Origin of the sequence: Streptomyces sp. NPDC047022 (assembly GCF_040644155.1) — a bacterium.
In the GTDB taxonomy this organism is placed as follows: Bacteria; Actinomycetota; Actinomycetes; order Streptomycetales; family Streptomycetaceae; genus Streptomyces.
The window spans coordinates 70,510-85,133 of record NZ_JBEYVV010000007.1; the positions used below are offsets into that span (position 1 = coordinate 70,510).

Here is a 14,624-nt window from a genome sequence, read left to right on the forward strand (position 1 = left end):
GCGGCACTAATTTATCGCCCGGGCCACCCGGACAGGGGTACGCGTACAGGCAGGCGCACGCGCCGCACACATCCGTCGTAAAATGTTCCGTCGAAATATGCCCGCGTCCTTCGACGTCCACCCCCGGGAACCGCCATTCACACCCTCGAGCACCGCCTGGCGCAACTGCCGCCGTCCTGCGGCCCCGTGCGCCTCGTCGGACTGGACGGCCACGCGGGCTCGGGCAAGTCCACCCTCGCCGCACGACTGGCGGCCGGGCTCGGCGGCGCACCCGTACTGCACCTCGACGACATCGCCACCCACCGGGAACTGTTCGCGTGGACGGAGCGGCTGCTGCGCGAGGTGATCGAGCCGCTCGGCCGGGGCGAGACCGCGCACTACCACCCCTACGACTGGCGCACACGGCGCCCGGGACCCGCCCGCGCGCTGCCGTCCGCTCCCGTGATCCTGATCGAGGGCGTCGGCACCGGCCGCCGGGCACTGCGCCCCCACCTGGCACTGCTGCTGTGGATGGACATGCCCCCGGAGGATGCCTGGGCGCGCGGGCAGGCAAGGGACGGCCAGGAGCAGGAGGCGTTCTGGGCCCGGTGGACCGAGGCGGAGCGGCGGCACTTCGCCGAGGACCCCTCGCGGCCGTTCGCCGACCTCCTGGTGCGACAGAGGGTCCAGGGGCCGGAGGTGACAGCGGAAAGAGGGGAAACAGAGGGGTACGAGGTACTGCCGGGACCCGGCAGAACCCCTGGTCCGAGCCCCGTCGTAACCCACGGTGACGACTCATCGGCAGTGTGCTGAATTTGTGAAGACCCTTACCGAATAACTTCCTTGACTGCTTCAAGGCGGCTTGACCCGGGAGCCGTGCAGGTCTTACGTTCTCAATGTGCGGCCGGTGAAGCCGCCACCACAGACGCGAAGCCCCCGGTTGTTCCCCCGTGACCGGGGGCTTCGTTCTGCCCCGGCACTCCTGTCCGGGCGCCGGATGGTGCACGGCGCTCACCCTCGGTCACCGCGCCGTGTGCGCCCCGTCTGCTCCCACCTCGCCAAACGGCCCGTGCCGCACCCTTCGGTGCGCCGCCGCCCCGCGGGTACGATGCCTCTCGGTGCGACCTTCGGACACTGCTCTGCGCACGGTCGCAACTCCGGTCCGCGGCACAGCGGTTCGAACGAGGCGGCCGACGGGCACCGGCCCGCCGGTGAACCAGCGGGGGCACGGTTGTGGGGGACGTGATGGACTTCGGCACGTGGGGCCCCGAGGCCCCGGCCGACCTCGCCTGGGTGCGAGGTGTCGACGCCTACACGATGGGCGCCTATCCGCAGGCGGAGGACGAGTTCCGCGCTGCGGTCCAGATGGATCCCGGCATGGCCGACGGCTGGCTCGGCCTGCACGCGCTGCGCATCGACACGACGACCGCGCTGCTGCGGATGTTCCGGCACCGGGACCGCTTCGGAGAACAGCGGGGGCGCCACCGGCGCGCGCTCAACTCCTGGTACTGGCTGGGCTGGTGGGTGCAACCGGTGCTGGAGAGCCCGCGGGACCTGCTGCTCGCGCACGCCTCGCACTGGCTGGACGGGCGCCATGTCCCCGAGCTGGACCGGGCGCTGGCCGGACTGCCGCCCGTCGACACCGATCCCCAGGTCCGCTTTCTGCATGCCTGCCGGGCATATCTGGTCAAGGACTGGGAGCAGCTGGTCCGACACACCGATCCGCTGATCGACGACCCCATGCTCGGCATAGAGGCCGGCCTGTTCGGGGGCATGGCCCGGGTCCGCCTGGAGATGTACGGGCATGCCGAGCCGCTGCTCTCGGCCGCCCTGATGCGCTGCCGCAGCGAACAGCCGCAGCGCAAGGAGCTGCGCTACTGGCTGGCCCGCGCCCACGAGGGCACGGGGCGCTCCGCCGCCGCGCTGCCCCTGTACCGCGCCGTGCACCGGGTGGACCCGGCGTTCATGGACACCTCCGCGCGTCTCGCGGCGATCGCCGAGAGCGACGGGTACGACGATCCGGCCGACTTCACCGCGATGGCGTTCGCCGGAGGCGGAGACGTGACGGAGGGTCCGGACGGCCTCGATCCGCTGCTCGGGGCGGAGGGCCGGGATGTGAAGCTCTCCGACCCCGAACCGCCGCCGGGCACTCTGCCCGCCCAGGGCGACCTGGTGCGGGAGAAGGCCTCCGTGCCCAGACAGTCGCTGCCCACCGGACCCACGGATCCGGCACTGCTGGAGGAGGCCCTCGCCGAACTGGAGCGGATGGTCGGGCTCGATCCCGTGAAGCGCCAGGTCAAGGCACTGTCCGCGCAGCTCAATATGGCCCGGCTGCGGGCGGGGCAGGGATTACCCGTTCAGCCGCCCAAGCGCCACTTCGTCTTCTCGGGCCCCTCGGGCACCGGCAAGACCACGGTGGCCCGGATTCTGGGCCGTGTCTTCTACGCCCTCGGTCTGCTCGGCGGCGACCATCTGGTGGAGGCGCAGCGGGCGGACCTCGTCGGTGAGTACCTGGGCCAGACCGCCGTGAAGGCCAACGAGCTGATCGACTCGGCGATCGGCGGCGTCCTGTTCGTGGACGAGGCGTACTCCCTGTCCAACTCGGGGTACGGCAAAGGTGACGCGTATGGCGACGAGGCGCTCCAGGTGCTGCTGAAGCGGGCCGAGGACAACCGCGACCACCTGGTGGTCATCCTGGCCGGGTACCCCGAGGGCATGGACCGTCTGCTGGCCGCCAACCCCGGTCTGTCCTCCCGCTTCACGACCCGTGTCGACTTCCCCTCCTACCGGCCGCTCGAGCTCACGTCGATCGGCGAGGTCCTGGCGGCGGAGAACGGCGACGTCTGGGACGAGGAGGCACTGGACGAGCTGCGCTCGATCGCCGGTCACGTCGTGGACCAGGGCTGGATCGACGAGCTGGGCAACGGACGCTTTCTGCGGACGCTGTACGAGAAGAGCTGCGCCTACCGGGATCTGCGGCTGACGGGGTATCCCTCGACACCTACCCGGGACGAGCTCTCGACGCTGCGGCTACCGGATCTGATGCAGGCGTACGGGGAGGTGCTGTCGGGCCGGGGACCGCAGAACAGGCCCGGGCTCTGACGCCCGGGCCGCGTGCTCCCCGCGTCGGCGACGGTTCTCGGCCGGCCGCGCACGACGGCGGGCTGGGCGTGCGCGCGCACGCGCCTCCCCCGCCATGAGACGGCCCACCCGCCGCGAAGGACGGGTGGGCCGGAGGGAGGGGCAGGGGCTCAGGCCGTGAGGGCGTTCTCCGGGGTCTCGCTGGGGCGGGGTTCCGCCAGCTTCGCCGCAGGTACGCCCGCTTCCCGGTGCGCCGGGTCACGGACCTCGCCCACGAGCAGCTCCAGGACGTCCTCCAGGGCGACCAGGCCGAGCACCCGGCCGGAGGCGTCCGCCACCTGGGCGAGGTGTGTGGCGGCCCGGCGCATCACCGTCAGCGCGTCGTCCAGCGGCAGTTCCGCGGCGAGCGTGGTCATCGGCCGCCACAGCTGCTGCGGCACCGCACGCTCGGACTCCTCCAGATCCAGGACGTCCTTGACGTGGAGATAGCCCATGAAGGCGCCGTTCGCCGAGACCACGGGGAAGCGTGAGTAGCCCGTGCGCGCGGTGAGGGCGACCACCTCCCCGGGAGTGACCGTCGGCTTCACGGTCACCAGCAGGTCCGGGTCGAGGAGCACGTGCGTCACCGGGCGCGTGCCCAGCTCCAGGGCGTCGCCCAGCCGCTCCTGCTCCACGGGGTCCAGCAGTCCCGCCTGTCCGGCGTCCTCCACCAGCTGGTTGAGCTGTTCGCTGGTGAAGACCGCCTCGACCTCGTCCTTGGGCTCCACCCGGAACAGCTTGAGGACGACGTGGGCGCAGGCGCTCAGCGCCGCCGTGACCGGGCGGCACAGCCTGGCGAAGGCCACCAGACCCGGGCTGAGCCACAGCGCCGCCTTCTCCGGCGCCGCCATGGCCAGGTTCTTCGGCACCATCTCGCCGATGACGAGGTGGAAGAAGACGACGGCGGCGAGCGCGATCACATAGCCGAGGGGGTGGACCATCCCGTCGGGAAGGCGCGCCGCCTCAAACGCCGGTTCCAGCAGCCGTGCCACCGTCGGTTCGGCGACGGCGCCCAGCGTCAGCGAGCACATGGTGATGCCGAACTGGGCGGCGGCCATCATCTGCGGCAGCCGTTCCAGCCCGTACAGCACCTGCCGGGCCCGTGCGGTGCCGAGCGGCTCGATCTGGCTGCGCCGCACGGAGACGAGCGCGAACTCGGCGCCGACGAAGAATCCGTTCACCAGCACGAGCAGCGCGGCGAACACCAGTTGGAGGAGGCTCATCGCACGGCCTCCGGGGCGGGCTGGGCCATGTCCGCGAGCTTCACGAGCCTGACCCGTTCGGCGCGGTAGTGCCCGACCTGGCGCACCGTGAGCCGCCAGCCCGGCAGCTCGGCCCGGTCCCCGGGGACGGGGATCCGGCCCAGGAGATCGGCGACGAGTCCGGCGACGGTTTCGTACGGCCCCTCCGGGACGTCCATACCTATCCGCTTCAGGATGTCGACCCGGCAGCTGCCGTCGGCGTCCCAGGCAGGGCGCCCGTCCTCGGGCGATGCGGCGGACAGTTCGGGCAGGTCCTGCCTGTCGTGCTCGTCACGCACCTCACCGACCAGCTCCTCGACGATGTCCTCGAGGGTGACGACGCCCGCCGTGCCGCCGTACTCGTCCACGACAACGGCGATGGGCTGCTCGCTGCGCAGCCGCTCGAGCAGCGGCTGGACGGGCAGCGTCTCGGGGACGAGCAGCGGGGTCTGGGAGATCCGGGTGACGGGGGTACGCAGCCGTTCCCGCGAGGGCACCGCGAGGGCGTCCTTGAGATGCGCCATCCCGACGATCTCGTCGATCTTCTCCCGGTAGACGGGGAAGCGGGACAGACCGGTGGCCCGTGTCAGGTTCACCACGTCCTGAGCCGTGGCGGACGACTGCAGCGCGCTGACCTTCACCCGCGGGGTCATCACATGCTGTGCGGTCAGCTCGCCCAAGGACAGAGTCCTGACGAACAGGTCGGCCGTGTCCTGTTCCAGTGCTCCGGCCCGTGCGGAGTGCCGGGCCAGGGAGACAAGCTCGCCGGGGGTGCGGGCGGAGGCCAGTTCCTCGGCCGGTTCCACGCCCAGGGCGCGCACCAGGCGGTTGGCGACCGTGTTGAGGGCCGCGATCACCGGTCGGAACAGCCGGGAGAAGACGGCCTGCGGACCCGCGACGAAACGGGCGACCTGGAGCGGCCGGGAGACCGCCCAGTTCTTGGGCACGAGTTCGCCGATCACCATCTGCGCGGCCGACGCGAGCAGCATGCCGACGACCACGGCCACACCGGAGACGGCGCCCGTGGGTATGCCGACCGCGGCGAACGGGCCGCGCAGCAGCTCGGCCAGCGCCGGTTCGGCGAGCATGCCGACGACGAGCGAGGTGATGGTGATGCCGAGCTGGGTGCCGGAGAGCTGGAAGGACAGCTGCTTCAGCGACTCGACGACCGTGCCGGCCCGTCGGTCGCCCTCGGCAGCGGCCTTCTCGGCGTCGGGCCGCTCGACCGTGACCAGTCCGAACTCGGCCGCGACGAAGAAGCCGTTGGCCAAGATCAGCAGGAAAGCCGCTCCGAGGAGCAGCAGGGGGATGGTCATGATGCCGCCGCCCGGGCGTCCAGGCGGACGATGTCCGCGCTATGTCGGCAGGGGGCGGCGCAGGTACTGCAGGACGATCCGTCCATCGCCGGAGGGAGTCACTCCTCGGATAGCAGGAGCCCCGGCGCTCCGGGCGGAGCAGCAGGGGCGGAGGCGCCCTCGAGACGCCTCTGCCACCAGATTAATCAAGACCGCGGCAGAAGTGTCAGGGCGGACGGCTCCGAGTCCGCCCCGAATCGGCCCGGAACCGGGCCGGCGGCCGCCCGGCCCCGGCCCCCGAGGCCTTTTCGATCAGCCCCGGTGCCGCTCGGAATCAGCTCCGGTGCCGCTCGGGATCAGCTCCGGTGCCGCTCGGGATCGGCCGCGGAGCGGGCCTCGGCGAGCGCCCGGAGGGTGCGCGCGTCCTCCACCGCCCGCTGCCGGGCGATGCCCGGCTGGATGCCGAGGGCCGGCAGGCTGGTGCCGTCGCTGAGGTCGAGGAACACCCAGGGGTCGCCCTGGCGGAGGTTGACCCGCAGGATCTCCGCCCACTCCAGACGGCGCCGACCGGTGATGTTGACGACGGTCACCCCGTCCTCGTCCGCGACGACCTTGGGCCGCGCGAGCGTGCACAGCACGCCGAACAGGACGGCCGCCGTGAAGACGAAACTGATCCGCTCCCCCGGCGTGAGCTGCTCGAGCAGCATGGCGACTGTGGTGATCGACACAAAGACCGCGACGCCCGCGCCCAGCAGCACCGCCCTGGTGCGACCGGGCCGGAAGGTTATGGGCAGATCCGGGAGATCCGGCAGATCCGTCATCGGTATGCGGTTCCTCACAGACGGCAGGCGTGGATGGCCGTGGTCAGGATGGCCCGGGCGCCGATCTCGTACAGATCGTCCATGATCCGCTGGGCCTCCTTGGACGGGACCATGGCACGGACGGCGACCCAGCCCTCGTTGTGCAGCGGGGAGACGGTCGGGGACTCCAGGCCCGGGGTCAGGGCCACGGCCTTGTCGAGCTGCTCGACACGGCAGTCGTAGTCCATCATCACGTATGTCCTGGCCACCAGCACGCCCTGGAGACGGCGCAGGAACTGCTGGACCTTGGGCTCGTCGGCGTCGGCGCCGGTGCGGCGGATGACGACGGCCTCGGACTTCATGATCGGCTCACCGATGATCTCCAGACCGGCGTTGCGCAGCGAGGTGCCGGTCTCCACCACGTCCGCGATGACCTCGGCGACACCGAGTTCGATCGCGGTCTCCACGGCTCCGTCGAGGTGGACCACGGAGGCGTCGATGCCGTTGTCCGCGAGGTGCTTGGCGACGATGCCCTCGTACGAGGTGGCGACCGTCATTCCGTTGAGGCCCTCGACGCCGCCGGCCGTGCCGGGCTTGGTGGCGAAGCGGAAGGTGGAGCGGGCGAACCCGAGCGGCAGGATCTCCTCGGCGTTGGCGCCGGAGTCGATGAGCAGGTCGCGGCCGGTGATGCCGATGTCGAGACGGCCGGAGGAGACGTAGATCGCGATGTCCCTCGGGCGGAGGTAGAAGAACTCCACCTCGTTCTCCGGGTCCACGATCCTCAGTTCCTTGGACTCGCGGCGCTGCTGGTAACCGGCCTCATGCAGCATGTCCGCCGCGGGGCCGGACAGTGAACCCTTGTTGGGTACGGCGATGCGCAGCATGAGACCGGATTCCTTCGTTCGTGCGTGGGTTGTACGGGCGTTCGGCTGTCGGCTCAGAGGTGGGCGTAGACCTCGTCCAGGGAGATCCCGCGGGCCACCATCATCACCTGGACGTGGTAGAGCAGCTGGGAGATCTCCTCGGCGGCGGCTTCCTTGCCCTCGTACTCGGCGGCCATCCAGACCTCGGCGGCCTCTTCGACGACCTTCTTGCCGATGGCGTGGACTCCCTTGCCGACCAGTTCCGCGGTGCGAGAGGTGGCGGGGTCGCCGTGGGCGGCCTTGTGCTGGAGCTCGGTGAAAAGCTCCTCGAACGTCTTCTTGGACATGGTGGTCTTTACCCTACGCGCTTCGGGTGTACCTCAGTGCCAGGGTTCAGATACTGAGCGGAGCGTCGCGGCGGTCGCCACCGCGGCCGTCACCGCCTCGTGCCCCTTGTCCTCGTTGGAGCCCTCCAGGCCCGCGCGGTCCAGGGCCTGCTCCTCGGTGTCACAGGTGAGCACGCCGAAGCCGACGGGGACGCCGGTCTCGATGGAGACCTGGGTCAGCCCCTGGGTGACGCCCTGGCAGACGTACTCGAAGTGCGGGGTTCCGCCCCGGATGACGACCCCGAGGGCGACGATCGCGTGATAGCCGCGGCCCGCGAGGACCTTGGCGGCGACCGGGAGCTCGAAGCAGCCCGGGACCCGCAGCAGGGTCGGCTCGTCGATCCCCAGTTCGTGCAGGGCCCGCAGAGCGCCCGCCACGAGACCGTCCATCACCTTGTCGTGCCACTGCGCCGCGATGACGGCGACCCGCAGGTCGCTCACGTTGCGTACGGACAGCTCCGGTGCACCCTTGCCGCTCACGATTCTCCTCAGTGCTCTCTTACTGGTTGCCGCAGGCCGACACGGTCGCCGTGTCCAGCCAGGGCAGTTCGTGCCCCATCCGGTCCCGCTTCGTGCGCAGGTAGCGGATGTTGTGCTCGCCCGCCTGTACGGGCATCGGCTCCCGAGCGGTGACCTTCAGGCCGTGCCGGAGCAGGGCCTCGGTCTTGTCGGGGTTGTTGGTCATCAGCCGGACGCTGCGGACGCCGAGGTCCTGGAGGATGCGGGCTCCGGCGCCGTAGTCGCGGGCGTCCGCGGGCAGGCCCAGTTCCAGGTTGGCGTCCAGCGTGTCACGGCCGCGTTCCTGGAGCTCGTACGCGCGCAGCTTCGACATCAGCCCGATGCCGCGCCCCTCGTGGCCGCGCAGGTACACCACCACTCCCCTGCCCTCGGCCCGGATGTGTTCGAGGGAGGCCTGAAGCTGGGGGCCGCAGTCGCAGCGCAGGGAGTGGAAGACGTCGCCCGTCAGGCACTCGGAGTGGACGCGGACGACGACGTCCTCGCCGTCGCCGATCTCGCCGTGGACCAGGGCCACATGCTCGACGCCGTCGTCGGTGGCGCGGTAGCCGTACGCGGTGAACTCGCCGAAGGCGGTGGGGAGCTGTACCTGCGCCTCGCGGCGCACTGCGGGTTCGGTGCCGCGCCGGTAGGCGATCAGGTCCTCGATCGAGATGATCGTGAGGCCGTGCTTGCGGGCGAACGGGATGAGTTCCGGGAGGCGCAGCATACGGCCGTCCTCGCCGGCGATCTCCACGATGGCGCCGGCCGGGCGCAGCCCCGCGAGCCGGGCGAGGTCGACCGCCGCCTCGGTGTGGCCGTTGCGGACGAGCACCCCACCGGGCCGGGCACGCAGCGGGAAGATGTGGCCGGGGCGGACGAAGTCCCCGGGTCCGGTCTCACCCCCGGCCAGCAGCCGCAGGGTGGTGGCGCGGTCGGAGGCCGAGATGCCGGTGGTCACTCCGTGGGCGCCGCTCGCGTCCACGGACACGGTGAACGCGGTGCGCATCGACTCGGTGTTGTTGTCCACCATCTGCGGCAGTTCGAGCCGGTCGAGTTCGTCGCCCTCCATGGGGGCGCAGATCAGGCCCCGGCACTCGCTCATCATGAAGGCGATGATCTCGGGGGTCGCCTTCTCGGCGGCGATGACGAGGTCGCCCTCGTTCTCCCGGTCCTCGTCGTCCACGACCACGACCGGGCGGCCGGCCGCGATGTCGGCGATGGCCTGCTCGACCGGGTCGAGGGCGAAGTCCTCGATGTAGTCCGTGCTGTGGTCCACGCCGTGATCCGTGGTGTGGCCCAGGGTGTGGAGGACCGGCTTCACGGGGGTGATGGCGGTCGACGGGCTGGCGCTCATGCCGCAGCTCCTTCCAGGACGGGCTGCTCTGCCTTTCGGGAGCGCAGCCACCAGTCGCGCGCGCCCCACAGGACGAGCGCGCCGTAGATGACGTAGACGAATCCGGAGAACGCGAAGCCGTTCGCGAAGTTGAGCGGGACACCGACGGCGTCCACGAGCAGCCAGGCGAACCAGAACTCGACCATGCCGCGCGCCTGGGCGTACATGGCGACGATCGTTCCGACGAAGATGTAGGCGTCCGGCCAGGGGTCCCAGGACAGGGTCGGGAAAGCGGTGAACAGGCCGGCCACAGCGAGAGTGCCGACGGCCGCGGCGCCCGCCAGGATCGCGCGCTCGCGCCAGGTGGCGAACCGTACGGCGATATGGCCGTCCTGCGCCTGCCCCTTGCCGCGGTTCCACTGCCACCAGCCGTAGACGGCGACGGCCATGACGACGATCTGCTTGCCGGCGCTGCCGGAGAGATGGGCCGTGGCGAAGGCCGCGAAGAGGATGACGCCGGACAGGAACTGCACGGGCCAGCTCCAGATCGAGCGCCGCCAACCGAAGGCGAGGGCGGCCAGACCGATCACGTTCCCGATCATGTCCGACCACCTGATGTGCTGGCCGAAAACGGTGAACGCCTCGGAGTTCAGCCAGTTCACCGGTCGGCCCCCTGACCGGCCAGCAGACGCTCGACGTACTTGGCGATGACGTCGACTTCGAGGTTGACCGGGTCACCGGGCTGCTTGACGCCGAGCGTGGTCAGCGCGAGCGTCGTCGGGATGAGGCTCACGGTGAAGCGGTCCGCGCCGGCTTCCACGACGGTGAGGCTGATGCCGTCGACCGTGATGGAACCCTTCTCGACCACGTAGCGGCTCAGCTCCGCCGGGAGCGAGATGGTGATGAGCTCCCAGTTCTCGGAGGGCTTGCGTTCGAGGACCGCGCCCGTGCCGTCGACATGGCCCTGCACGATGTGCCCGCCGAGGCGCGCGCCGACGGCGGTGGGGCGCTCGAGGTTGACGCGGGAGCCGACCGTGAGGGCGCCGAGGCTGGAACGGTTCAGGGTCTCCGCCATTACGTCGGCGGTGAACTCGTCGCCCTCATGCTCCACGACGGTCAGACAGACGCCGTTGACGGCGATGGAATCTCCATGCTGGGCGCCCTCGGTGACGACGGGGCCACGGAGCCGGAAGCGGGAGGAGTCGCCGAGCTTCTCGACGGCGGTGACCTCACCCAGCTCTTCGACGATTCCGGTGAACACTTCCCGGGTCCTCCTGCCTCATTGGGGCACGGACTCCGGGGGCTGCCGATGAACGACAACAGGCACGGGCGAGGACACCGGGGGCGACGCCGGACAGAGCCCGTCCACAGGAACGAGCCGATACGGCGGCGCGCACGAATGCCCGCCCGCCGCGCACTGCCTCCCATCCGGACTTTAACCGTCGGTCCAGGAATTCCACCTGGTCAACCGGCCGCTGGAAGCGACCGGGTCGCGGACTGTAACCGCCGGTTCGGAGTTTCACCGACCCCGGAGTGCGCTGCTTCTGGTACGAGCCCAGTGTGCCACGGCCGATAGTCGGCCATGCGAGTGAATCGCTGTGTGGTGGCTCACAGGTTCGCATGCTGGACATCTGCGCCAGATCCTGCAGGGCCATACCCTCCCGTATCGGCCGCAACTCCCGTCTCGTCCACGGTATTTGACGATTGGTCCATACCCATTGACGCAACTGGTCTAGTCCTCTTAGGGTCTGCTCACCCGGCCCCGCACGCCGTCCCACGAGCGGCCCGGCGGCGGTGACGGAGGCCCTTGCCCCGCCGCCGGGCCTCGACCATCGCGGCCGAGCGGGACGCGCAGCGGCCCGGCTGGGTGCTGTCACATTCCCGGGCGCTCTCCGGTCATACCGGGCGAGGGGCGTTCCACCGGGGAACGCCCGCATCCTGAAGGGCTGAACAGCATGACCACGATCCTGGTGACCGGCGGCACCGGAACCCTAGGCCGACTCGTCGTCGAACGGCTGCGGGCGGACGGGCACGAGGTGCGCGTGCTCGCCCGGCACGCGCAGCCCTACGCCGTCGACCTGATCCAAGGCGGCAGCGGTCTGGACGCGGCGGTCGCGGGCGTGGACACGATCGTGCACTGCGCGAGCAGCCCGCGCGGGGGCGACGAGAAGGCGGCCGCCCATCTGATCGCGGCGGCACGGCGGGCGGGGGTGCGGCATCTGGTCTATATCTCGATCGTCGGGGTGGACACGGTGCCGCTCGCCTACTACCGGGCCAAGCACGCCGTCGAGCAGCGGATCGAGGAGTCGGGCCTGGGCTGGACGGTCCTGCGGACGACCCAGTTCCACGATCTGCTTGTGCAGGTGTTCGAGACGCTGCGCAGGCTGCCCGTGCTGCTGCTCCCGGCAGGGGTGAGCGACCAGCCGATCGCGGTGTCGGAGGTGGCGGACCGGCTGGCGGAACTGGCGGCGCGGGAGCCCGCCGGCCGGGTCGAGGACATGGCTGGTCCCGAGGCGCGGACGTTCCCCGGCCTCGCCCGCGCCTGGCTGCGGGCGACGGGGCGCCGTCGCCCTGTCGTGTCCGTGCCCATCCCGGGAAAGACGGTCCGCGCACTGCGCGCCGGCGGCCATCTCAGCCCCGGGAACGCGGTCGGCAAGGGCACGTTCGAGGAGTACCTGGCGGCTCGGTACGGCAAGCGCTGACCCGCGGGCCGGGGCGGCGACGCGCCCCCGGTCAGCGGCCCTGGGCCCCGAACAGCTCGTCCTGAGCGCCGTCCCGCGCGGTCAGCAGCGCACCGCGCAGTACGGCGCCGCCCCCGAGGCAGCTCGCGCGGACTTCGGTGGCCAGCGGTGACATACGGGCGAGCCGCTCCTGCACACGTGCGGCGAGCGGCTCCCCTCCCGCCTGCCCGACCTCGCCGCCGAGCACCACGCATCCGGGGTCGAGGATCGCGGCGACGGAGGCGGCGCCGATGGCGAGCCGGTCGGCGAGGGCGTCGAGGAATCGGCCGGCCGCCTCCGGCCGTGCTTCTGCCGCCACCGCCGTCCGCACAAGTGCCGCCGCCTGCGGCTCGCCGCCCCGCGTCCGGGCGAACACCCCTTGCTGCCGGGCGAGTTCCGCGATGGCCGCCGCGCCCGCGAGGGAGTGGAAGCCGCCCTCGCAGTCCGTCGCGGAGGGCAGCGCCGCGGTGCCCGGGACCGGCAGGAAGCCGATCTCCCCCGTGCCGCCGGAGGCACCGCGGCGCAGAGCTCCGTCCAGCACCACGGCAGCGCCCGTGCCGTGCCCCAGCCACAGCAGCACAAAGGTGTCGCGGTCGCGGGCGACGCCCTCGCGCTGCTCGGCGCGGGCGGCGAGGTTGGTCTCGTTCTCGACGATCACGCGTGCGGGCAGCCGCTCCTGGAGCGCGGCGGCCAGACGGCGGTGCCACTCGGGAAGCCCGGTGGAGTCACGGAGTTCGCCGGTGGCGGGGTCGATCAGACCGGGCGCCCCGATCCCGACCGTGTGCAGCGCCCGGGCACCGGCCGCCTTGACCGCGTGCTCCACCAGCGCCACGGCACGCTCGACGGCGGAAGCGGTTCCGGTGCCGGCGCCGATGGGCACCGACGCCTCGGCGAGCACCCCGCCGAGCAGGTCCGACACGAGGACGGAGACGCCCCGCGTGCGCACGTCGAGGGCCGCGAGATGGGCGCGGTCGGCCACGATCCCGTACAGCCGCGCGTTCGGCCCGCGCCGCTGCTCGCCCGACTCCCCCACCACCGCGACCAGTCCCGCCGCGGTGAGCCGTTCGACGAGGTCGGCGACGGTGGGCCGGGACAGTCCGGTGAGCTGCTTCAGCCGGCCTGCCGTCAAGGGGCCCTCCTGCTGCATCAGCCGCAGGGCGAGCCGGTCGTTGATGGCCCGGGCGGTGCTCGGGGATGCGGGCATGCCGGGATCCTTCCAGATCGGCGGGAACGCCCGACGGCGGTCCTCGTACCTCCACGCCCCTCTATCTATCAGGAAGGGACCCTGATAGTTTACGCACCGTCGCGGGGCGGGTACGGCACGGAGGGGGCGGAGAATGGGCGGGATGGTCCAGGCGGTCTTCCAGCCGGTCGAGGTGCGGCGCGCCAAGTACGCCGTCGGCGCGGTGTTCGCGGTGCACGGCGCTGTCACCGGCTCCTTCGCGACGCGCGTGCCGTGGATCCAGGACCACGCCTCCCTGGGCGCCGGACAGTTGGGGTTCGCCCTGGCCTTCACGGCCTTCGGCGCGTCCTGCTCCATGCCGCTGGCCGGCCGGATCAGCCATCGTCTCGGCAGCCGCACGGCCCTGCGCGCCCTGATCGCGCTGTGGACGCTCTCCCTGGTCCTGCCGTCCCTCGCGCCCGATCTGTTCACCCTGTGCCTGGCGATGTTCGTCTACGGCGCGAGCGCGGGCATGGCCGATGTCGCGATGAACGCGCTCGGCGTCGAGATCGAACGGCTCCTCGGCAGGTCGGTCATGTCCGGCCTGCACGGCATGTGGAGCGCCGGGGCTCTCACCGGATCGGCGGCGGGCACGCTCGCCGCGCACCTGGGTTCCGACGCCCGGCTGCACCATGCGCTCGCGGCAGTGGCACTCACCCTGCTGGGCGTACTGGCCTGCCGCTGGGTGCTCGATCTCCAGCCCGGCGAGGACGAGAAGCCGCCGCCCCGGTTCGCGCTGCCGCCCAGGTCGGCGCTGCTGATCGGCGCGGTCGGCTTCTGCGCGGTCTTCGCGGAGGGCGCGAGCCTGGACTGGTCGGCGGTCTATCTGCGCGACCGGCTCGGCACCTCGGCGGGTCTCGCGGCGGCGTCCACGACCGGCTTCATGCTCACCATGGCGCTCGCCCGGATCGCGGGGGACTCGGTGGTCAACCGCTTCGGCGCGGTGCGCACCGTCCGCCTCGGCGGCGTCCTCGCCGTCCTCGGCGGACTGCTCGTCGTCGCGGCGGACCGTCCGGCGCCGGCGATGGGCGGGTTCGCGCTGATGGGGCTCGGGATCGCCGTCGTCGTGGGGCGGGGGGGTAACGCGGGGGGGGGCGGCCGCCCCGGGGCCCGCCCCGGCCTGCCGGGGGGGGGGGGCCGGAACACAAACGCCACGCGGGTAGTCGC

Annotated in this window: 14 protein-coding genes and 1 riboswitch; of the genes, 4 read left to right on the plus strand and 10 right to left on the minus strand. The window is 71.5% G+C overall.

The annotated features are described in order from the left end of the window. The first annotated feature begins 135 nt into the window (after positions 1–135). Positions 136–792, plus strand: coding sequence for a hypothetical protein (locus ABZ845_RS10615; RefSeq protein ID WP_360976419.1), 657 nt, complete (start codon positions 136–138; stop codon positions 790–792). Positions 793–1,224: 432 nt separating this feature from the next. Continuing rightward, positions 1,225–3,081: an AAA family ATPase gene (locus ABZ845_RS10620; protein ID WP_360975969.1), complete on the plus strand. Its 1,857-nt coding sequence runs from the start codon at positions 1,225–1,227 to the stop codon at positions 3,079–3,081. Positions 3,082–3,230: 149 nt separating this feature from the next. Here the strand turns inward: ABZ845_RS10620 and ABZ845_RS10625 are convergent, their stop codons facing one another. From ABZ845_RS10625 to ABZ845_RS10665, 9 genes are all read right to left on the minus strand, one after another. Next, positions 3,231–4,322: a hemolysin family protein gene (locus ABZ845_RS10625; protein WP_360975972.1), complete on the minus strand. Its 1,092-nt coding sequence runs from the start codon at positions 4,320–4,322 to the stop codon at positions 3,231–3,233. Further along, entirely contained in the window at positions 4,319–5,656 is a 1,338-nt protein-coding gene (locus ABZ845_RS10630) for a hemolysin family protein (protein WP_360975975.1), read from the minus strand. The genes ABZ845_RS10625 and ABZ845_RS10630 overlap by 4 nt, the downstream gene beginning before the upstream one ends. A gap of 335 nt (positions 5,657–5,991) precedes the next feature. Then, complete coding sequence (locus tag ABZ845_RS10635; protein WP_360975978.1) at positions 5,992–6,456, minus strand: PH domain-containing protein; 465 nt, start codon at positions 6,454–6,456, stop codon at positions 5,992–5,994. Positions 6,457–6,470: 14 nt separating this feature from the next. Then, positions 6,471–7,319 (minus strand): ATP phosphoribosyltransferase, encoded by an 849-nt coding sequence (gene hisG, locus ABZ845_RS10640; protein ID WP_360975981.1) that lies wholly within the window; start codon positions 7,317–7,319, stop codon positions 6,471–6,473. Positions 7,320–7,372: 53 nt separating this feature from the next. Beyond that, complete coding sequence (locus ABZ845_RS10645; protein ID WP_360975984.1) at positions 7,373–7,645, minus strand: phosphoribosyl-ATP diphosphatase; 273 nt, start codon at positions 7,643–7,645, stop codon at positions 7,373–7,375. Positions 7,646–7,678: 33 nt separating this feature from the next. Then, a complete protein-coding gene (gene ribH, locus ABZ845_RS10650; protein ID WP_360975987.1) occupies positions 7,679–8,164 on the minus strand; it encodes a 6,7-dimethyl-8-ribityllumazine synthase in 486 nt (161 codons plus the stop codon). A gap of 19 nt (positions 8,165–8,183) precedes the next feature. Then, complete coding sequence (locus ABZ845_RS10655; RefSeq protein WP_360975990.1) at positions 8,184–9,536, minus strand: bifunctional 3,4-dihydroxy-2-butanone-4-phosphate synthase/GTP cyclohydrolase II; 1,353 nt, start codon at positions 9,534–9,536, stop codon at positions 8,184–8,186. Beyond that, positions 9,533–10,177 (minus strand): nicotinamide mononucleotide transporter family protein, encoded by a 645-nt coding sequence (locus ABZ845_RS10660; RefSeq protein WP_360975993.1) that lies wholly within the window; start codon positions 10,175–10,177, stop codon positions 9,533–9,535. Before ABZ845_RS10660 ends, ABZ845_RS10655 begins: the two co-directional genes overlap by 4 nt. After that, positions 10,174–10,776: a riboflavin synthase gene (locus ABZ845_RS10665; protein WP_360975996.1), complete on the minus strand. Its 603-nt coding sequence runs from the start codon at positions 10,774–10,776 to the stop codon at positions 10,174–10,176. Before ABZ845_RS10665 ends, ABZ845_RS10660 begins: the two co-directional genes overlap by 4 nt. Positions 10,777–10,925: 149 nt before the next feature. Then, positions 10,926–11,056, minus strand: a riboswitch (FMN riboswitch). A gap of 414 nt (positions 11,057–11,470) precedes the next feature. Between ABZ845_RS10665 and ABZ845_RS10670 the strand changes: the two genes are divergently transcribed. Beyond that, complete coding sequence (locus tag ABZ845_RS10670) at positions 11,471–12,217, plus strand: SDR family oxidoreductase (protein WP_360975999.1); 747 nt, start codon at positions 11,471–11,473, stop codon at positions 12,215–12,217. Positions 12,218–12,248: 31 nt separating this feature from the next. Here ABZ845_RS10670 and ABZ845_RS10675 read toward each other — a convergent pair whose 3' ends face one another. Next, positions 12,249–13,439 (minus strand): ROK family transcriptional regulator, encoded by a 1,191-nt coding sequence (locus tag ABZ845_RS10675; protein WP_360976002.1) that lies wholly within the window; start codon positions 13,437–13,439, stop codon positions 12,249–12,251. 142 nt (positions 13,440–13,581) lie between these two features. On the opposite strand from ABZ845_RS10675, the gene ABZ845_RS10680 reads away from it, so the two are divergent. After that, the coding region (locus tag ABZ845_RS10680; protein WP_360976422.1) for an MFS transporter at positions 13,582–14,624 on the plus strand (1,043 nt) is incomplete at its 3' end.